Genomic DNA, 20417 nt, shown 5'->3' with positions numbered 1-20417 from the left:
TCACTATGTCGGCGTGTACCCACTAGAACTAGAAGGTTCTACCGCTTCCTCAGCTGTATCATTTTGCCCATCACCAAAAAACAGTTGAGTAAATTGATGATTAAAATGCGATATAGTAGTGCTGCCTGCTTCCCGTAGGCTTATTTCTCGCTTGTTAAGCTCCTTGCGAATAAACTTTGCAGCCTCTACCAACTCTCTCGCATCTTTTTTGCAATTGTAGTCAACCAAAACATATTTTGCATTTTTGCCATTATGTGGATCGGCTAGGTCGAAACGCTCCCGGGTTAAAGGATGGGAATTATTTGTCTCTACCCAACTTCTCAGATTTGTTCTATCACCAATTTTAGTGGTTCCAGGTACAGCTCTCCATTGCCCTGAAGAAATTTCAAATAACTTAACCGCTAAAATCGGTTGCTCAATTTCCATTAGCATAAGCTCATCTTCTAAAGATTCACCATCTTCACCATAAAGAACGGCACCTGTAGCCGTTATTTTTTCTACATTATCATGGTGGTCATCATCTTTTAAGGATAAAGCTGCAGCGCCAACTCTTTTTTGAACAGCTTCATCTAATTTCGTTAACCGAGCATCCAGCTCTCTGTAATGCGCTACAGCATCTTTCAATTGCTCTTTTCCTTGCGCTGTTGCAAGCTCCTCTTCGGATAATAAAGAGAAATCTTCTACTTCTTGCTGCTGCTCTTCAAATAACTTGTTAAAACCATTTGAATCCATGACTGGTTGCTCACTGCTTTGAACCAATTCTTCTACAAAGTCGATAATCCCTGTTAAAAAACTACTGAAACCGACATAATTATATAAAAATCGGTTGGTTACGTGGAAAAATAAGCCTTCTTTGTATCCCTCTCTTATTCCATCGATAAAATTGTTGGTTAAGTCAGCTATTGCAGCTAAAGCTTCTACAGAGATAATAAAAATTGCAAGAGGGATACCCACAAATGTTGTGATTACACCTATTACTAGACCCGACCAAATAGCAAAGGCTAATTTGTCCTCTTGATAGGTATTATAAGCTTTGATAGCGACTAAAATAGGCAATCCAACAATAAGCATTACAGCAACAACAAACGTTGCGAAGATGACAAGGGTATTAAGTATTGCCGATTTAATAGGATATAAAATGGCAGCTGCTACAGCCCCGCTTAATTTATTTAACGTTTGTAACATCATGACCTCTATGCTTAAAACTCACCGGTTTTCGCCTAACAAGCAAATCAATGGACATATAAAAGTGCAGTATGTTAACATCGTAATCAATAAAATAATAGCGTTTGATACATCAATTTTCCTCATAATCTGATTCTAGGGTTCAACTTCAAAATATACAGCCTGGCAATTGAGCTTCATCCTTCTCTTTTAGCTATCCCATTTCAACGTTGATATCGCGTGCATCTGAACGCCCATGATCATCTACCACTCGAATGACAAATTTACCTGGTTTAGCCTGCCACAAAAAGGGTTCATCAGGTCGAGTTTTCGCTAAATAAACCTCATTGATAAACCAATAAATGGAAGCAACATCAGCATCCGTTACCGCTGATAAAGGAATTTCTGTATTTTGTGCTGAGTTGGCACGTAGGATATAACTCAACTCTGTTTGTGGTGAGCTAATTTGTGGGCTTAGTCCAAAATTAGTTTGCGTTACATGGCAATCAGACTCAAAAACAGGAGGAACACGGCGTTGAATGCCTGCTTGCTTGAAAATTTTTAGTAGGTCAGTAGGCCAAAACTCGTAAATTTCGAAACGGGTATTTTCATTGAAATGACAAGTTCTTAAACCTGTATTTTTATCAACGGCCACTTCGCGGTAAATAGTGTCAGTTTTTATCGGGGATTTACCGGGAATAAACCAAGTCATTTCCTTGTCTTGGCAATAACGAGTGGGCAGCATGCCCGAGGCTTTGCAGACCTCAACTCGGGTCAGTTTCATGGTCTCAGGCCGCTTTTCTAGGAGAGGTAAAGGTCCACGTTCATGACGGATAGCATCAATTAATTCAAAAAATAAAGGAGCAGCAAGATTTTTACCCACAAATGCAGGATTCGATTGATTATCAAAATTGCCAAGCCAAACGGTTAACACATAGGGGCCAAAAACACCAACTGACCAGGCATCTCGATATCCTGATGAAGTTCCTGTTTTCCATGCGACTTGGGTATTATTCGCCATGGAATTATGCAATTCAGGGCGAGGTGTATTTTTTAACATATCTAACACTAGATAACTGGCTTCGGAGCTGAGAAGTTGTCTACCTGAATTGATCGGCTCATCTTTACGCGTTCGTAAGGGGTACCATCGGCCGTCATTACTCAACATCGCGTAAAGACTGGCTAATTCTTTCATGGTTAACTCGGCACCACCTAGACTCAAGGCTAAACCATAATAAGATTCAGATCTCAGCTCACTCACTTGGGCGTTTTCAAGTAATTGATGCAAATTGGGCTGGGTTAATTGGCTTTCTAAATAAATCGCGGGGATATTTCGACTTAACACCAAAGCATCTTTAGCTTTGATCGGACCCATAAAATCATAATCAAAATTTTCTGGATTATAGCTGCCAAAACTGTGGGGAACATCTTTTAATACAGTGTTTGGATGAATTAATCCCTGATCAAGCGCCAAGCCGTAAATAAATGGTTTAAGTGTCGAACCTGGTGAACGTTTTATATTGGTGCCATTGATTTGCCCGCCAATCTCATGATTAAAAAAATCGGCTGAACCCACTAATCCTTTCACCGACTTATCACGACTGTCCACTAATAAAATAGCTGCATTATAAGCACCGACTGTTCTTTTTCGTCGTAAATACTGAGTAGTGATACGTTTTAGAATCGCTTGTAAACGAGAATCCAAAGTTGTGATAATTTCCTGTTGTTTTCCTTTTTCATGTAAAACAGAATTGACAAAATGCGGTGCTATAAATGGCAAAGAATGAATCGTTTGCATTTCTAAAGGTAAATGAATGGTTGGCGCCTGATAGGCATCTTCTGGATGCTTTGCAAGCCAACGAACAAAAAGCTTATCCCGGATCTTTTTTAGGTTCTTATTTGAAGGAATTCGACGGCTAGGATTTTGAGGAATAACCGCTAAAGTCAGCGCTTCTGGAAGCGTTAATTTACTCACTGGTTTGGTAAAATAAATGAGACTTGCAGCCCCCACTCCTTCGATATTATTGCCATAGGGAGCAAGATTTAAATAGGCTTCTAGGATTTGATCTTTGCTATAATGCATTTCGAGTTGCAGGGCGCGAATAATTTGCCATAATTTTCCCGATATTTTTTTAGAATTGAGGCCAAAGCGAATACGCGCTAATTGCATACTAATAGTCGATGCACCAACACGACGTGATTTAGCCACATAAGTTTGCCAACCTGCTTTAAATATCGCTAGAGGATTTAAACCATAATGCCAATAAAAATATTGATCTTCTTGTAATAAAGTTGCCTCTTTGAGTTGGGAAGAAATCTGAGTTAGAGGTCTAAACAAGCGATATTTTTCATCTTGGCTTAGGGTTAAGCGCAATAAGCATTGTTGCTCATCATAGACTGCGGTAGAAAACGGATAAGCGCTCAATAAGCTAGGCTTCGGTAAAAAAAATAAGATCGCTGCCCCACAAAAAAAGCTTAAGATTAGAGAAAAACTAAAAAATTTTAGAAATCGTAGCATCAAATTTATTGCAATAAAGTAAGGAATAACGGTTAACGTAAAAATTCATTTTACTCTATTGCCAATAATTTTTACAATTGTTGCAAATTTCTATATCAATCAACTATGTTTAACTCTATCTTTACCACTTTAAATCATTTATGGACAGGAATTTCAAATAGTCTGCGGGCATTATTTAATTTTGCAGACCACCCTTTTTCTCCTATTGAAGACCTTTCCACTCAAACAGAAGTTTTTAGCGAGCAAGAAAAATTTAATTTTGTCGTTTATTTACTCAGACAGCAAAAAAATACCCAAGGTTTAGGATTGCGTCATGTTGATAGCGACGATACCAAAAACCATAATCTTAAAAATAGTTTTAAAGGAGATGCCGTCAGTTTTTCTATCACAAGACTTACCCTAAGTTTCGCTTTAGGAACTGAAGTAACCGAATTTAGTCATATACAAAAAGGGCCAGATAAAATTTTATTAGTTATTAATCAACAATATAAAGTGTTGGATATAAATTTGGCGGTTAAAATTTTTGATAGCTGGTATCAAAAGATTTTACCTTTTATGCAAAATAATTTTGCTGGTCATCCTCATTATTTTATGATCATTAAAGATATGGCTGGTGCTGCAGCACCCTATGATATTAAGGATCTCTACCCTTCTGGTAAATGTGGAAAGCAAACAATTAGTCCAAATCAAATAATAAGAGTATTTTCAAAAACAGAAGCGAGCAGTCCTGAAAATATGCTCAGTAGTATCATTAATTACCTAGTCTTACCATCAAAACCACAGCATCACTATTCTGAAGAGAGTACAAGAGCGATTTTAAGTATTTTAAGAGAAATTCAATTAACGGCTAGCGATTCAGCACTTACAGAACAAGAAACTCGTAGGCGGCTCATTGAGGCTGAGTTAAGCTCTGATTGGTCTGATAGTAAATATGAGAGCATGTACGCTCATTTTCAAGAATTTGTTGGCTCAATTGAGGAAGTGAATGATGATTTGGGTTATTTTCAAAATATCATGGGCTTAACGTAGAACTCCTCCCTTAATCCCAGTTGAGATAAAAATTAAGCAAAATATGATAAACTTCCCCCCGTCTGTGACAGCAAACTTTAAATACAACGATCTATGAACAATTCATTCTTTTGTAAAACAATTAACTTATCTAAGCGCGCTTTTTCTTCCCTATTTGGTCGAGTTAACTGGAGTAGTCCTCCTTGGATGAATTATTTGCATCGTCAAGCATCAACGAATCCGAAGGCATTTTGGGGGCTCGGTGCAGCACTGATAGTGATGCTTTCAGCACTTGGCTACAGTTATTACTGGTATAAACATTTGCCAAAGCCACAATTAATTGAAGCTGCCATTACTTCACCTAAGATCACTCCCGTTGCCGAACAATTAATCCCAGACACACTCCGCTTTAGTTTTGGTAATGGCTCAGGAGCTAATTTTATTAGTAAATCGGTGGCGCCCCTTAATTTAATTGGTAAAGAGGTGCCAGCTGGTATTGAATTGTCGCCCAAAATGGCGGGCAAATGGGTTTGGACGGATGATAGCAATTTAGTGTTTACACCGGCTCAAGACTGGCCAGCGGGTCAAAGATATTCTGTCCATTTTGCCAAAGATGTTTTTGCAAGCGATGCAAAAATGGCCCGTTATGATTATTCTTTCTCAACAGAACCTTTTCAGGCCAAAATTAGTGAATTCAAGTTTTATCAAGATCCTGTGGATCCTAAAACTAGGCAGGCTGTTGCCACGGTTAATTTTAATTTTCCTGTAGACAGGAATAGTTTCGAAGCTAAGACTTCATTCATGTTGCAAGCCCTAAAAAATAATAAACGCGATTTAAAGGCACAGCAATATAAATTCACTGTCAGCTACGATGAGCACAAACGCATAGCCTATTTACGCACAGAAAATTTATCGCTTCCTGAAATATCCCGTTACCTCGTGTTAACGCTTAATAAAGGCATTAAATCCAGTACAGGCCCAGGGGATTTAAACACGTCAGTGAGCCAGAATCTCTTAATTCCCGATCTCAGTCATTATCTTAAAATCAATCAAGCTACAGCGTCGATTATTCGCAATCAACAAGACCGACCTGAGCAAGTTTTAACTATCGAATCGACTTTAGGCGTTACTGAGCCTGAAATGAACAAATCTTTACAGGTCTATTTATTGCCACAAAATTACCCAGCAACTGCGGCGGAGCCAGAAAAAACTAATTATGAATGGCAAAACCCTGGCGAAGTCACTGCAAATATTTTAGCACTAGCCAAACCACTAACAATGCAAGCTCTGCCTACTGAACGCAATTATTCAAACTTACATAGCTATAAATTTAAGGCCCAAACACCGCAATATCTTTATTTAAAAATTGATAAGGGAATGCACGGCTTTGGTAATTTTGCGCTAACTCAGGATTATGTTGCCATTATTAAAGTGCCTGAATTTCCTAAGGAAATTAGCTTTCTCCATAAAGGCTCCTTACTTGCCCTCAGTAGCGAGAAAAAGCTTTCTGTGCTCGTCCGAGGTTTAGCTGCTGTTAAATTTAATTTTGCGCGGGTGCTTCCAGAAAATATCAATCAATTAGTCACACAAACTGAAGGTGATTTTAATAACCCCTATTTTATTAATCAGAGTTTTAATCAACAAAATATCAGTCAAATTTTTTCCGAAATCCAGCATTTTGATGCTTCAGATCTTACTAAACAACAATATACAGCCTTAGATTTTGCAAAATATCTCTCCGCCTCCGCCAATACCAAAGGCCCACAAGGCTTATTTCTGTTGCAAGCCACTGCTTGGGATCCGACCCAAAATGTCGCCCTTGATGTTAATGCAAGTCGTTTGGTTCTGATTACGGATTTAGGATTAATCGTTAAAGATAACAACGATGGTTCTCATGATGTCTTTGTCCAATCCATCACCCAAGGTACTCCGATTAGCAATGCTACGGTGACCGTTTTAGGCAAAAACGGCTTGGCTGTTTTAACAAGAATGACCGATGCCCAAGGCCGTGCAAACTTTCCTAGCCTGCGTGATTTTGTCGATGATCGCGAACCTACCGTCTACTTAGCGAGTCTCGGCTCCGATGTTTCCTTTATTCCTTATAATAAATTAGGGCGCCAACTGAATTACACACGCTTCGATACCGGTGGACTTTATAGCACTAATCCAGAATTAAACAGCTTAAGTGCTTATCTATTTTCAGATAGAGGAATTTACCGCCCTGGCGATTCAGCTCATATCGGCATGATTGTGAAGCAAGCTTATGCTCACGCTCAACCAGCGGGTCTACCTTTAGAGGTTACTATTACCGATCCGCGGGGTACAACTATTCACGATCAAAAATTTACCCTCGATGCAACTGGTTTCTCAAGTCTGGATTTTCAAACTTCTGCGACCTCACCAACGGGTCAGTACTCTGTGAACCTTTATATTGTTAAAGATTCTCGCCCCGATAGCCTTTTAGGTTCGACCACTTTTCATGTGGCTGAGTTTCAACCTGATCGTATGCGCATTAGCTCAAGCTTTTCACAAGAAGCGACTAAAGGATGGATTTCGCCGACTGATCTTGTAGCAAAAATCAGTTTATGGAATTTATACGGAGCACCTGCTGCTGATCGGAAAGTCAGTGCAAAAATTCTTCTTGCTCCGAAACGGGTTCAGTTTGCTCAATACCCAGATTATATTTTTGCGGATCCACTGCTTGATTCGAATAAACCAGCCAAAGTATTTACTGATACTTTGGCTGATAGCACAACGGATGAAAACGGTCAGGCTCAATTTAATTTACATTTAGAGCGCTTTGATAAGGCTACTTATCAGCTAAGTTTCTTTGCTGAAGGTTTTGAGGCGGAAGGAGGTCGCTCTGTTACAGCACAATCAACCGCTTTGGTTAGCCCACTGCCTTATTTTATCGGTTACAAGCCGGATGGTGATCTCACTTATATTAAGCAAAACAGCGAACGTTTCGTTAATTATATTGCGGTCAATCCTCAGCTCAGTCAGCAACAAGTCAGCGATTTAAAGCTACAGCTAGTTTCTTTACATCCAGTTTCTACCTTGGTTAAAAGAGCGGATGGAACCTATCAATATCAATCAATCATTCAATCAACGGTAGTAGAGACAAAACCCTTCGCTATTGACCAAAAAGGGACTACTTATAATTTGCCAACACAGCAAATTGGTGATTTTGCACTCAAGGTATTGGATAAAAACAATACTGAATTAAGCCAATTTAAATTTAGCATCGTTGGTAGCAGCCAAGTCCCTTTAGCTAAAAATGCCGAATTATCTATTAAGTTGGATAAATCAGAATACAAAGCCGGCGAAGATATTGAACTACAAATAACAGCACCCTACACTGGTGCTGGTTTAATTACTATTGAGCGCGATAAAGTTTATGCCACCCAGTGGTTTAAAACTGAAACAACCAGTTCAGTACAGAAAATTCATATCCCAGATAATTTACAAGGCAATGCCTATGTTAATGTCAGTTTTGTGCGCAATTGGGACTCGCCTGATATTTTCATCAGCCCTCTCAGTTACGCGGTGGTTCCCTTTAATTTAAATCATGATAACCAAACCGTACACATTGATCTTGAAACAGCAGAACTGGCGCGCCCGGGTGAGCCATTTACCATTGGCTATAAAACTGATAAGCCTGGAAAAATTATTGTTTTTGCTATTGATGAAGGGATTTTACAAGTCACGCATTTTGTTACTCCCAATCCGCTTGCCTTCTTTTTTCAAAAACATGCCCTTGAAGTGATTACTCAGCAAACAGTTGATCAAATTCTACCTAAATTTGTTCAAGATAGAGAACTTTCTGCTGTTGGTGGTGACGGAAGCGAAGAACTTTTAGCCAATCACCTCAACCCATTTAAACGCAAAACGGATTTGCCAGTGGCTTATTGGTCAGGCATTATGGACACTGACTCTAGCCTAAGACAAGTCACTTATGAAGTTCCTGATTATTTTAATGGTAGCTTACGGGTGATGGCGGTTGCTGTTGCCAATGACGCGGTAGGTTCGACGGAGAAAAAATCAGAAATCCGTGGGAATTTTATCATTAACCCTAATACACCAACTTTTGTAGCTCCAGGTGATGAATTTGTCATCACAGCGAGCGTGGCTAACAATGTTAAAGATTCGGGGGCTGCTGCGCCTGTGGCGGTGCAATTAACCACAACACCGGAGTTAGAAATTATTGGGCCTAGCTCTGAAACCTTAGCTATCGATGAGGGCAAAGAAAAAACCCTGCAATTTAAATTACACGCCAATTCTTTATTAGGGTCTGCCAAGATAAGCCTGGTTGCGACAACAGCTGATAAATCATCGAAAATGGATGCGACCCTAAGCGTTCGCCCTGCCAGTGCTTATATGACTTCTGTAATCAGCGGTAGTTCAACTGATGCTCGTACCGTGGTCAATATCGATAGAGATCTCTATCCTGAACATCGAAAAGCCCAAGCCGCAATATCCTCAAGTCCACTGATTTTAGTTGCTGGTTTGCAACGCTATTTGGATGGCTTTCCTTATGGATGCACAGAGCAATTAACCAGCGAAGCCCTCCCTTTATTAGCTATGGCTGGTCAAACTTGGTTTGCAAATGACTCTCAAGTTATCACTGATAAAATTAATATAACTATTCAAATGCTCGGACAACGGCAAATGTCAAATGGTGGATTTAGTTATTGGCCAGGGTTAACTGATAATACCAACAACGCGTTCGCCTCTGTCTATGCTATGCAGTTTTTAACTGAAGCTAAAGCACAGGGTTACAATGTTCCCGGTGATTTATACAGTGCTGGCTTGGGATATTTGCGGGATCTAGCTGCACAGACTCCTAATGATTTGGCTAAAGCACGCATTCAAGCTTATGCTATTTATATTTTGACTCGGAATGAGATTGTTACCACCAATTATGTGACTAACCTGCAACTTTATTTGGATCAAAATCAACCACAATGGCAAAAAGACTTAACGGCTGCTTATCTTGCTTCCACCTATCAATTACTAAAAAGTACTGCTGAAGCCAAGCAATTGATTGCCCAGTACAATCCACAAATGAAATCGGCGATGGAAACTGATTTTTATGATAGTAATATTGCAGATGCACAATATCTTTATTTAATAGCGCGACATTTCCCTGAGCGTTTAGCAAGCGTGGGCAATACCTTAGTTATGTCCTTAGTCAAAGCTATCAATAGTAATGAAATCAATACACTGTTGTCTGGCTATATCAGCATGGCGTTGAGTGCTTATGCCCAAGCCCAGCCAAGTTCAGTTCAGAGCGAATCCTTTGTAATTAAGGAACTGCTTACTAATAACCAAGAAAAAACCTTAGCCACTACGAATAATAATTATGAAAAAGTAGAGGTTGATGCGGATGCGAAACAAATTAGCTTTAATAACCCCGCTAAACAAACCTATTTTTATCAACTAACGCAATCCGGCTTTGATAAGCAATTAATAACTAAGGAAAGTAAACAAGGCATCGAAATTTATCGTGAATATCGTGACCTCAAAGGCAATGTAATTACTAACACAGAACTCGGTTTAGAAATTGAAGTGCATATTCAAACTCGCTCCACAACAAATTCTTATCTAAGCAACATTGCTATCGTTGATCTTTTACCTGGAGGTTTCGAAGTTGTTCGAGATTCTGTAAACAGTGAAAATGTCGACTATGCTGATGTGCGTGAAGATCGGGTAGTATTTTTTATCGGCATTGATAGCTCGGCGAAAGAAATTGTTTATCGGATAAAAGCGATTAATAAAGGAATTTTCACAGTACCGGCTATATTGGCTGAGTCAATGTATGATCCCAATACACGCGCTAATGGAGTTACTGCTAGGTTTGAGGTTAAATGAAGTTGTTGGGCCTGGTGCCCTCCTACTTATTTAATTTATACCCCAGCAATAAATTCTCCAGTACCAAACTCTGATTCATATTAATATTGCGCTGAAGCTTCCTCATAATCCCATTAATCTCGTTCAATTGTCTAAACAAATGAACCACCTCAAAATGTTGTGCTAACCCCATCAGTGTTTTCGTCCAACTTTTTTCAATTTGTGAAATATTAAGTTTATAATCAATAAGTTGTGCATTAATTAAGTAAATAAGCCACATTAAAAGAGAAAAATCATGAGTTAACCATTTATCCGCTAATGCGCAGACGGACAATCTATTTGTCATGAATTGAATAAACTCTTCAATGATGGTTGCAAGTTTCCCAAAAAGAATGCCTCTCTCAGTATCTGAACTATAGGCTTGGCCGATAGTTAAATAGTCTGCTCCGACCTGTTCAGAAGATGAAAATCGCCATTGCTGGCACCGACTAATTATAGTTGCAGGTAAGCTGCTTAGCTGCTGTGCGATTAAAAGAAAATGCACGAAAGTTGGAGGCTCTTCCAGTAATTTAAGTAAGGCATTCGCTGCGGCTGTGTTCATTTTGTCAGCGGGATTAATAATAACTACACGGCCATTGGTCAATTGAGCTGAGGTAAAAACAAGCTGCTGTAGTTCACGGATTTGGTCGATTTTAATGACCCCGCCTTCTTTATCCACTGACAGATAATTCAGATCGGGATGCTCTTGTAAATGAATCAAACGACAGGATTTGCATTTGCCACAGGGTTTTTGTTGCTCGGAGCAAAGTATTGCTGAAGCTACTTTGTAAGCAAAATCATTGAGTACCTTCTGTTGAACACCCGTTAAAAGTAAGGCATGAGGCACACGTTGTTTCGCTCTAATCGATTGAAACCGTTCCCACAGCAAATTAGTTGATTCAGATTGTTTTAGCGATTGCATTATTAAGTAAAAAGGATTTGAGTTGAGTTTTTATTAATTGTTGCACTGTTTCTAAAGCCTGACTAGCATCAATTGAAATAGCATTAGCCGTCGTTTGAATCAGTTGAAGATAAGTATTACGAATTTGAGTAAAAAATGCTAATGATTCCTGTTCTATCCGATCACTGGCTCCGCGTTTTTTTACTCGAGCTAATCCTTGTTCAGGACTAAGATCTAAATAAATAATCAAATCAGGTTTAAAATTTTCTAAGCAAAAAGTAGATAGTTTAGTGATCATTTCCCGCTCCAAACCTCTTCCCCCGCCCTGATAGGCAAAGGTAGACCATTCAAAGCGATCAGCCAACACCCAGCAGCCACTATCTAAAGCGGGTCGGATAACTTGCTCAATAAGCTGAACTCTTGCCGCATAAAGGAGCAGTAACTCAGAGCGAGGATCTAGCGTTTCATTCTCCACTTTTTCTTTAATTAAATGACGGACCGCCTCACCTATTCTTGTTCCACCCGGCTCACGGGTCAGTAAAATATCAGGAACAAAATCTTGTAAATAGTGCTTTATTGTCTGAATCGCGGTTGATTTACCGGCACCTTCAAGCCCCTCTACAACGATAAATCGACCACGCTTAGTCATAATATCCTCTTAAATGTAATAATATGGACACATTCTATAAACAAACGTAAGAAGCTTGGGCCTTCTTTAACACTCTCACTTCTGATAACGCTTAATAGCTGCCTTTTGCTCTTCATAAGTTGCAGAAAAATGATGAGCACCATTTCCCTTAGCAACATAATAAAGATAATTTGTGACTAAGGGATGAGCAGCTGCATCAATTGCTTCTTTTCCCACCATCGCAATTGGCGTTGGAGGTAAACCACGATGAATATAAGTATTGTAAGGCGAATTTACGCTCATATCTTCATGAGTCAATTTACCCTTATAATTGGGACCAAGTCCATAGATAACGGTTGGATCCATTTGCAGAGGCATATTTTTTTTGATTCGATTAATTACCACCCCTGAAATTATTTTTCTCTCTTCCGCTAAAGCAGCTTCCTTCTCTATAATAGAAGCCACAATCAATAATTCGTATGGCGTTCTATACGGTAAGCCTGAGCTTCGATTTTGCCAGCTTTCGTTGAGATATTGCTGTAATTTTTGGTTAGCAAGCCGCAACAAGAATCTAGCCTCAGAGCCAGCATTGTAATTATAAGTATCCGCAAGCAATAAACCTTCAGCGCTGGGATGATGATCAATGATAGGCAGCCAATCATTGGGATTATATTTTAGGTATTTCGCATTTTGCAAATTGGTTATCACCTGGGATAAGTTAGTTCCTTCGATAATGCGAAATGATTCAACTAGAACTTCTCCAGCTTCAACTTTATAGAGAAAATGAAGAGCTGATTCGCCCGGTCTAATTTGATAAATACCTGCTTTTAATCGGTGAGCTAAGCCTTTGAAGCGAATTAAAGAGAGAAATAGGCGGTTAGATTTTATAACTCCTTTCGATTCCAACATTCGCACAAAATCAGCTGCTGTAGTATTTCTATCGATAATAAGGGTGATTGGTGGACTTGTTTTTTCAATCATTGGCAGTGTTAACATACAATAAATTTTATAACCAATGATTGAAAAGGCGATTAAAGCGAATAATAAACAGAAGGACAAGAATAATTTAAAGCGACGCCCTTCCATTTACACTCGCTTAAATAATAAACTTCCGTTGGTTCCACCAAAGCCCAGTGAATTATTTAAAACATAATCAATTTTTCTTTTTTGTGGCTCATGTGCAACATAATTTAAATCACACCCTTCATCAGGATTATCTAGATTAATTGTAGGTGGAGCAATTTGGTCTTTAATCGCAAGAATACTAAAAATCGCTTCAACCGCACCTGCAGCCCCTAGTAAATGTCCAGTCATCGATTTTGTTGAACTCATTGCTAAATTATGGGCATGTTCTTTGAAAACACGCTTCACAGCTATAGTTTCGTTCATATCATTCAGATAAGTTGAGGTACCATGAGCATTAATATAATCAATTTGGCTAGGCTCTATACCTGAATCTTTAATAGCTGCAGCCATTGAACGGGCTGCGCCATCTGCATCCTCATCTGGGGCAGTGATATGATAAGCATCACCAGACATACCAAACCCTACTAATTCAGCATAAATGGTAGCGCCACGGGCTTTTGCATGTTCATATTCTTCAAGTATCAAGATACCGGCACCCTCACCCATAACAAAACCATCTCGATCTTTATCCCATGGACGTGATGCCTTTTCAGGCTCATCATTACGTTTGGATAATGAGCGTACAGCGGAGAAGCCAGCTAAGCAAAGAGGAGTTGTGGTCATTTCAGCACCACCACAAACCATCGCATCAGCATCACCATAAGCAATCATACGGCCAGCAAGGCCTATATTATGAGTGCCTGTTGTACAGGCTGTTACTACAGAAATATTAGGCCCTTTTAAATGATGTTTGATCGAAATCTGACCAGCAACCATGTTAATAATTCCAGCGGGAATAAAAAAGGGAGAGACTTTTCGTGGTCCACCAGCGACCAATTTATCTTGGTTATTGGTGATTGTTTGAATCCCACCAATACCAGCACCTACTGCAACACCGATACGGCAGGAGAGCTTCTCATCAATTACCAATCCAGAATCAGCTATTGCTTCATCAGCAGCAGCGATTCCGTATTGGGTAAATAGATCCATCTTACGAGCTTCTTTGAGCGGGACATGATTTTCAATGTTGAAATTCTTAACTTTCGCCCAAATTTTAGTTGGGTAATCAGCAGTATCGAAATCTTCTACCATTCCGACCCCACTTTTTCCAGCTAAAATATTCTGCCAGGTTTGTTCTACATTAAGACCGACCGGGGTAATCATCCCCATACCGGTTACTACAACACGCCGCTTAGTCAAATGAGAGCTCCTTGAAGATCTATTAAGCTTCTTCTTTGTTAAGATTTGCTTCGATGTAATCGATAGCTTCTTGAATAGTAGTAATTTTTTCAGCTTTTTCATCAGGAATTTCTGTTTCGAACTCTTCTTCCAAAGCCATTACTAATTCAACAGTATCCAGTGAGTCAGCACCTAAGTCATCAACAAAGGACGCGTCATTTCTCAATTCATCCTCTTTAACGCCTAATTGTTCCATAACAATTTTACGAACTCGTTCTTCAACTGTACTCATAACTTGTGTTTCCTCTTATGTTAAAAAAAATTTATGGTGGCTAGTTTATTCATTTATTCAAAGAACGCAAGCCATTTAATCCATATACATGCCACCATTCACATGAATGGTCTCGCCAGTTATATACTCTGCACTGTCTGAAGCTAAAAAAGCAACTACTTCTGCGATATCTTCAACACGTCCAAATTTTTTCATTGGTATCCGTCTTAGCATTTCCTCTTTAACCATGTCAGGTAAGGCTCTAGTCATATCAGTATCAATAAAACCAGGAGCAACCACATTTACGGTAATTCCACGGCTACCAATTTCTTGAGCTAAAGACTTAGTAAAGCCTACCACACCTGCTTTCGCAGCTGTATAGTTAACTTGGCCTGAATTACCACTCGAACCGACTACAGATCCGATGCTGATGATTCGTCCCCAACGAGCACGAAACATCGGTTTTAGACAAGCTTTAGATAATCTAAATATAGCATTTAAATTTGTTTCAATAACCTTGTACCATTCTTCATCATCCATTCTTAGTAATAAATTATCGCAAGTGATACCAGCATTATTTACTAAAATGGAAGGTATTTTATTTTGATCAGAAAGTTGAGTCATTAAATCTTCAACTTTTTCTCCGCTCGTTACATCAACTGCTGCACCTTCTCCTTTGAGCTGCGCCTCAGAAAACATCGCTGAAATAGACTCCGCACCCTGTTCAGTGGTTGCTGTTCCAATAACATAAGCCCCTTTTTTTGCAAGCGTTAAGGCAACCTCTTTGCCGATTCCTCTACTTGCACCAGTTACTAATGCAGTCTTACCTTCTAAACTCGTCATCTGCAATCCTTAATAAGTTTTTTCTGTCATCATCAATTGGGCTAATACTTGCTCAAGGCTTGCATTATCATTGACACTCATTGTTGGCAAATTGCGCTCAATACGTTTAATCAACCCATTTAATACTTTTCCTGGGCCACATTCAATAATCAATTCAACTCCTTTTTTCCTCATAAGCTGAATTGTTTCTACCCAGCGCACTGGGCAATAAAGCTGTTCTTTTAATAAGGTTCGTATTTGTGCCGCTGATTGATAAACACTTAAATCCACATTAGAGATCACAGAAACCTCTGGGGTTTTAAAATTTACATTAGCCAGATATTCTGCAAAAGCCTCCGCTGCACCAACTAATAAGGGGCAATGGCAAGGTACACTCACAGGTATTATTTTGGCTAATCGTGCGTCTAAAGTCTCAGCTAGATTGACGGCTCGTTCAACCGCTGCGCTATGGCCGGCAATAACAACTTGTCCTATTGCATTATAATTTGCTGGAGTAACTTGAGACTCCGGTGTGCTTGCTTGCGCACAGATTAACTCTACCTGTTCATCATCTAAACCTACAATTGCAGCCATTGCCCCTTGACCTAAGGGCACAGAGCTTTGCATCAATTGACCGCGTTTGGCAACCAATTGCGCAGCATCAGGCAAACTTAGTGCATTCGCAGCAACAAGGGCAGCATATTCACCTAAACTATGGCCTGCCATCATTTGAGCACGCCTTAGACCTTGCTCTTGCAAAAGTTTGTAGATGGCAACGTCTGCAGTGAGCATAGCTACTTGAGTATATTCGGTTTGATTCAGTTGCGACTCAGGACCCTGTTGTATTAATTGCCATAAATCATATCCAAGCTTGTCAGAAACTTCTATGAAGCAGTCAACAATTATAGGATGGTCATTAGCCAACTCGGCTAACATACCAACATATTGAGATCCTTGACCAGGAAAAACAAACGCTAACTTACTCATATCAAAAAAACTCCAACAAACACTTAACTAGTAACGTACAACCATTGCGCCCCATGTCATTCCTCCTCCAAAAGCTTCCATCAATAGCAAATCACCTCGTTTTATGCGTTTTTCACGAATGGAATAATCCAAAGCTAATGGAATTGATGCCGCTGAGGTATTTCCTTGCTTTTCAATAGTTACAATCACTTGCGACATGGGTAAATTCAATTTTTTAGCGATTGCTTGAATGATCCTAATATTTGCTTGATGCGGTATTAACCAATTAATATCTGATTGCTGCAAATGGCAACTATGCAGAATCTCATCAACAAGATCACCCATTATATTTACAGCAAGCTTAAACACTTCATTACCGCGCATGCCAATATAGGCTTTTTGTTCTAAAGTCGCATAATTGGGATAGCTTAGGTAAGCTTCTTCATCATGTAAAGCATGAAGAGTACTAGCCAGAATACCCGGTTTGTCACTTGCACTTAACACCAAGGCGCCAGCACCATCACCAAATAGCACACAGGTTGAACGATCGGTCCAGTCAAGCGCACGCGACATGCTTTCACTACCAATAACTAATACGTTTTTAGCTGTACCAGAGCTTAGATATTGCCTTGCAATATCCATAGCATAAATAAATCCGCTGCATGCAGCGCTAACATCAAATGCAGCTATTGGTCGAGTTATTTTAAGAAATTTCTGTACATGGCAAGCCATGCTCGGGAAAAAATGATTGGGTGTACAGGTTGCTACTAATATCAAATCAAGTTCAGTTGCTTCTATGTTGGAAGCTTCAATAGCTTTTGCAGCAGCTTGGCAAGCCATAAATGAGGTTGTTTCATGTTCAGAGGCAATATGTCTGCTGCTGATACCTGTTCTGGATAAAATCCACTCGTGGGTCGTATCCAAAGTGGATTCTAACTCTTTATTGGTTAAAACACGTTCGGGCAAGTAACTACCTGTTCCATTAATAACGGCGTTTTTCATAGTAACAAACCTTGATTAATAAAATGGGTTATTTGATCTCTCACTAAATCGACCACATTATTTTTCACTTGCAGAACTGCTTCCTCGATCGCGTACTGAAAAGCGATTTCTTTTGCGCCGCCGTGACTTTTAACCACAATACCATTCAAACCTAATAAACTTGCACCATTATAACGGGCAGGATCCATGCGTTTCCTGAGATAACCTAGTGCAGGTAGAGCAATAGCTCCAGCGAGTTTAGTCCAAATATTTCGTGAAAAGGATTCTTTGAGTAAGGAAAGCATTAAATTCGCTAAACCTTCACTTGCTTTTAAAGCAACATTACCCACAAACCCATCACATACAACAAGATCCACTTTGCCAGAATAAAAATAGTCGCCTTCTACATAGCCTACATAGTTCATTAAATTGCATTCAGCAAGCATATGGGCTGTACGTTTAACTTGATCGTTGCCTTTAATTTCTTCAACACCAATGTTTAGCAAACCAATTTTAGGCTTTGGTTTTTTATCCACCGCTTCAATTAGCGCAGACCCCATTACGGCAAACTGAAAAAGGTGTTCCGCACAAGAATCAACATTAGCACCTAAATCAATAACGCGCGTTCTGCCTTGTGCAGTAGGAAGCTCAGCAATAATTGCCGGCCTATCGATTCCGGGTAAGGTTTTTAATACAAAACGAGCAGTTGCCATCAAGGCACCAGTATTTCCAGCGCTTACGCAAGCCTGAGCCCGACCTTCTTTGACCAAATTAATGGCCACCCGCATAGAAGAATCTTTCTTATTGCGCATTGCATGAGAGGGTAATTCATCCATAGCCACAATTTCCGAAGCATGGACAACGGAAAATTGGCTATTTTGGGCTACGCCTAGTTTTTTTAGATGGGCATTAACCTGATTTTGATCACCAACCAACAACAACTTTAAATCAGGGTTGTGTCGAACAGCACGAACACAAGCAGGAATCACAACTTTTAAACCATGATCCCCGCCCATCGCATCTATAGCAATGGTGATGTTTTTCAAGCGAATTACTCTTGTTCTTCGTAAACGTTATCAGTTTCTAATACTTTGCGACCACGATAATAACCGTCTTCGGTGATATGATGACGGCGGTGTGTTTCGCCAGTGATGGGATCAACTGATAAAGTTGGTTTGGTTAAAGCATCGTGTGAACGTCTCATATCACGTCTTGAACGAGATTTTTTATTTTGCTGTACAGCCATTGTATTACTCCTAAACAATTTGCATTCGTTGGGCCGGAATATTACCGATTTTTTGTCGTTAATCCAAGTGTTACATAATAATTTCTAATTTATTCTTGCTCTTTAGCGATAAATTTGGACGCTTGATTATCGCATTCTTTCGTTGAAGGATGAAATTCTGGAGCGTACAAATGTAGTTCATCGGTGAGTAACTCAACAAGATCAACTTCATTATGCTCAGAAACTATACTTTCATATTGCCCCAACATTTTCTCAGCCATTTGCTCACTATGGCAAACAGCTAGTTCAGTTTGATTGACGTAGTGATGAGAAAATTCATCAAGACATCGTTGACAGCTAATAGTTATTATCGCTTCAGAGCGAAGAGTCAATAAATAATAATCAGTCAAAGCTTTCACATCAAACTGGCAATTCACAACACAGGGAGAAGCAACACGGGCAGGCAATCGTTCGTCTAACTCTATTTTAACCTGCTGTAGTCCTTCTTTTGCTGAGTAAGTTTTTAAATTAATTAACATATGAACTCTTAAGACGATTTCAAATTCTTCTATTATACCGTAAAATAGAATTTTTTTTATACATATTGTTATTTCATGAAAGCAAAAGTTATTGTTGGGATGTCTGGAGGGGTTGATTCATCAGTTGCTGCCTGGCTTTTACGCGAGGAAGGATATCAGGTTGAAGGCCTATTTATGAAGAATTGGGAGCAAGATGATAGCGACGAGTATTGTCCTGCTGCTCTTGATTTAGCCGATGCTCAAGCAGTATGCCAGCAATTAAAAATTCCTTTACATACCGTTAACTTTTCCCAAGAATACTGGGATCGCGTATTTGCTCATTTTCTTAGCGAGTATGAGCAAGGACGTACACCAAACCCCGATGTACTCTGCAATAAGGAAATTAAATTTAACGCATTTTTAAATCATGCTTTGCATTTAGGCGCTGATTATATAGCGACCGGACATTATGCGAGGGTTCAAAATGGCCAGCTTTTTAAAGCTAAAGATAGAGAAAAGGATCAAACCTATTTTCTACATGCCGTTCATCCTGAAGCATTAAATAAAACCTTATTTCCAATCGGTGACTACTTAAAATCACAAATTCGTGAGTTTGCTAAGGACCTAGGTTTAGTCACTCATGATAAAAAAGACTCTACCGGAATTTGTTTTATTGGCGAAAAACGCTTTAAGAGTTTTCTAAAAGAATTTATTTTAGCCAAACCAGGTGATATTAAAAGTTCTGAAGGTCAACTTTTGGGGCGTCATGATGGACTAATGTATTACACTTTAGGCCAACGCCAAGGACTTGGCATTGGTGGTCGGCAAGAAGCAAGTGAAGACCCTTGGTACGTGGTCGATAAAGATCTGCAAAGCAACACCTTGATTGTCGCCCAAGGCAATAGTCATCCAATGCTTTATGCTCAGGGGCTCATCTGTAGTAAAATTCACTGGTTAGCAGCAGATTATAAAAATAATTTACCTCTAACTTGCTATGCAAAAACACGTTATCGCCAGCCAGAACAAGCCTGCATGATTTCACCCGAAAACGACAATCAGCATTATGTGATGTTTTCAAGTTTTCAACGAGCAGTAACTCCTGGGCAATACGTGGTTTTTTATGATAAAAATCTCTGCCTAGGTGGAGCTACAATAGAACAAATTATTCGATAATATTGTACAATATTAATATATATTCAATTTAAGTACAGTGTGTCCCCCA

16 protein-coding genes are annotated in these 20417 nt (G+C 39.4%); 3 read left to right on the top strand and 13 right to left on the bottom strand.

From position 1 onward, the window contains the following. Window positions 1-3 precede the first annotated feature (3 nt). Together Lnau_RS06305 and pbpC are read right to left on the bottom strand one after the other, a co-directional pair. Entirely contained in the window at window positions 4-1188 is a 1185-nt protein-coding gene (locus tag Lnau_RS06305; RefSeq protein ID WP_133134810.1) for a hypothetical protein, read from the bottom strand. Between the two features lie 190 nt (window positions 1189-1378). Next, the gene (pbpC, locus tag Lnau_RS06300) at window positions 1379-3682 is read right to left on the bottom strand and encodes a penicillin-binding protein 1C (protein ID WP_058504288.1); all 2304 of its coding nucleotides are present in this window, start codon (window positions 3680-3682) and stop codon (window positions 1379-1381) included. Window positions 3683-3787: 105 nt separating this feature from the next. On the opposite strand from pbpC, the gene Lnau_RS06295 reads away from it, so the two are divergent. Both Lnau_RS06295 and Lnau_RS06290 read left to right on the top strand, forming a co-directional pair. Further along, window positions 3788-4711: a hypothetical protein gene (locus tag Lnau_RS06295; RefSeq protein ID WP_058504287.1), complete on the top strand. Its 924-nt coding sequence runs from the start codon at window positions 3788-3790 to the stop codon at window positions 4709-4711. A 93-nt stretch (window positions 4712-4804) separates the two neighbouring features. After that, a complete protein-coding gene (locus tag Lnau_RS06290; protein ID WP_058504286.1) occupies window positions 4805-10561 on the top strand; it encodes an alpha-2-macroglobulin in 5757 nt (1918 codons plus the stop codon). Window positions 10562-10583: 22 nt separating this feature from the next. Here Lnau_RS06290 and Lnau_RS06285 read toward each other — a convergent pair whose 3' ends face one another. The 11 genes from Lnau_RS06285 to Lnau_RS06235 form a co-directional block, all read right to left on the bottom strand. Continuing rightward, window positions 10584-11501, bottom strand: a complete 918-nt coding sequence (locus Lnau_RS06285; protein ID WP_058504285.1) for a DNA polymerase III subunit delta' C-terminal domain-containing protein — start codon at window positions 11499-11501, stop codon at window positions 10584-10586. Next, window positions 11479-12129 (bottom strand): dTMP kinase, encoded by a 651-nt coding sequence (gene tmk / locus Lnau_RS06280; protein ID WP_193786798.1) that lies wholly within the window; start codon window positions 12127-12129, stop codon window positions 11479-11481. The genes Lnau_RS06285 and tmk overlap by 23 nt, the downstream gene beginning before the upstream one ends. A 75-nt stretch (window positions 12130-12204) precedes the next feature. Further along, window positions 12205-13194, bottom strand: a complete 990-nt coding sequence (gene mltG, locus Lnau_RS06275) for an endolytic transglycosylase MltG (RefSeq protein WP_058504283.1) — start codon at window positions 13192-13194, stop codon at window positions 12205-12207. Beyond that, window positions 13195-14433, bottom strand: coding sequence for a beta-ketoacyl-ACP synthase II (gene fabF, locus Lnau_RS06270; protein ID WP_058504282.1), 1239 nt, complete (start codon window positions 14431-14433; stop codon window positions 13195-13197). A gap of 22 nt (window positions 14434-14455) precedes the next feature. Next, on the bottom strand, window positions 14456-14704 hold the full coding sequence (acpP, locus tag Lnau_RS06265) for an acyl carrier protein (protein ID WP_058504281.1): 249 nt from the start codon (window positions 14702-14704) through the stop codon (window positions 14456-14458). Window positions 14705-14779: 75 nt separating this feature from the next. Beyond that, a complete protein-coding gene (fabG, locus tag Lnau_RS06260; RefSeq protein WP_058504280.1) occupies window positions 14780-15526 on the bottom strand; it encodes a 3-oxoacyl-ACP reductase FabG in 747 nt (248 codons plus the stop codon). 9 nt (window positions 15527-15535) lie between these two features. Continuing rightward, the gene (fabD, locus tag Lnau_RS06255; protein ID WP_058504279.1) at window positions 15536-16492 is read right to left on the bottom strand and encodes an ACP S-malonyltransferase; all 957 of its coding nucleotides are present in this window, start codon (window positions 16490-16492) and stop codon (window positions 15536-15538) included. A gap of 27 nt (window positions 16493-16519) precedes the next feature. Further along, window positions 16520-17473: a beta-ketoacyl-ACP synthase III gene (locus Lnau_RS06250; protein ID WP_058504278.1), complete on the bottom strand. Its 954-nt coding sequence runs from the start codon at window positions 17471-17473 to the stop codon at window positions 16520-16522. Next, complete coding sequence (plsX, locus tag Lnau_RS06245) at window positions 17470-18498, bottom strand: phosphate acyltransferase PlsX (RefSeq protein WP_058504277.1); 1029 nt, start codon at window positions 18496-18498, stop codon at window positions 17470-17472. The genes Lnau_RS06250 and plsX overlap by 4 nt, the downstream gene beginning before the upstream one ends. A gap of 5 nt (window positions 18499-18503) precedes the next feature. Then, entirely contained in the window at window positions 18504-18698 is a 195-nt protein-coding gene (gene rpmF, locus Lnau_RS06240) for a 50S ribosomal protein L32 (RefSeq protein WP_058504276.1), read from the bottom strand. Window positions 18699-18787: 89 nt separating this feature from the next. Then, window positions 18788-19216 carry a YceD family protein gene (locus Lnau_RS06235; RefSeq protein ID WP_058504275.1) on the bottom strand — a complete coding sequence of 143 codons (429 nt, stop codon included), beginning with the start codon at window positions 19214-19216 and terminating at the stop codon, window positions 18788-18790. A 75-nt stretch (window positions 19217-19291) separates the two neighbouring features. Between Lnau_RS06235 and mnmA the strand changes: the two genes are divergently transcribed. Further along, window positions 19292-20368: a tRNA 2-thiouridine(34) synthase MnmA gene (gene mnmA / locus Lnau_RS06230; RefSeq protein WP_058504274.1), complete on the top strand. Its 1077-nt coding sequence runs from the start codon at window positions 19292-19294 to the stop codon at window positions 20366-20368. Window positions 20369-20417 lie beyond the last annotated feature (49 nt).

It is taken from the genome of Legionella nautarum (assembly GCF_001467895.1).
Classification (GTDB): Bacteria; Pseudomonadota; Gammaproteobacteria; order Legionellales; family Legionellaceae; genus Tatlockia; species Tatlockia nautarum.
This window is presented reverse-complemented; position numbering and strand designations above follow the sequence as displayed.

What these genes read in the sequence shown, in the direction of transcription:
- fabG (WP_058504280.1), bottom strand. Translation starts at nt 15,526, where the DNA reads ATGACGAGTTTAGAAGGTAAGACTGCATTAGTAACTGGTGCAAGTAGA.
- Lnau_RS06290 (WP_058504286.1), top strand. Translation starts at nt 4,805, where the DNA reads ATGAACAATTCATTCTTTTGTAAAACAATTAACTTATCTAAGCGCGCT.
- tmk (WP_193786798.1), bottom strand. Translation starts at nt 12,129, where the DNA reads ATGACTAAGCGTGGTCGATTTATCGTTGTAGAGGGGCTTGAAGGTGCC.
- mnmA (WP_058504274.1), top strand. Translation starts at nt 19,292, where the DNA reads ATGAAAGCAAAAGTTATTGTTGGGATGTCTGGAGGGGTTGATTCATCA.
- rpmF (WP_058504276.1), bottom strand. Translation starts at nt 18,698, where the DNA reads ATGGCTGTACAGCAAAATAAAAAATCTCGTTCAAGACGTGATATGAGA.
- Lnau_RS06295 (WP_058504287.1), top strand. Translation starts at nt 3,788, where the DNA reads ATGTTTAACTCTATCTTTACCACTTTAAATCATTTATGGACAGGAATT.
- Lnau_RS06235 (WP_058504275.1), bottom strand. Translation starts at nt 19,216, where the DNA reads ATGTTAATTAATTTAAAAACTTACTCAGCAAAAGAAGGACTACAGCAG.
- mltG (WP_058504283.1), bottom strand. Translation starts at nt 13,194, where the DNA reads ATGGAAGGGCGTCGCTTTAAATTATTCTTGTCCTTCTGTTTATTATTC.
- Lnau_RS06285 (WP_058504285.1), bottom strand. Translation starts at nt 11,501, where the DNA reads ATGCAATCGCTAAAACAATCTGAATCAACTAATTTGCTGTGGGAACGG.
- acpP (WP_058504281.1), bottom strand. Translation starts at nt 14,704, where the DNA reads ATGAGTACAGTTGAAGAACGAGTTCGTAAAATTGTTATGGAACAATTA.
- Lnau_RS06250 (WP_058504278.1), bottom strand. Translation starts at nt 17,473, where the DNA reads ATGAAAAACGCCGTTATTAATGGAACAGGTAGTTACTTGCCCGAACGT.
- Lnau_RS06305 (WP_133134810.1), bottom strand. Translation starts at nt 1,188, where the DNA reads ATGATGTTACAAACGTTAAATAAATTAAGCGGGGCTGTAGCAGCTGCC.
- pbpC (WP_058504288.1), bottom strand. Translation starts at nt 3,682, where the DNA reads ATGCTACGATTTCTAAAATTTTTTAGTTTTTCTCTAATCTTAAGCTTT.
- fabD (WP_058504279.1), bottom strand. Translation starts at nt 16,492, where the DNA reads ATGAGTAAGTTAGCGTTTGTTTTTCCTGGTCAAGGATCTCAATATGTT.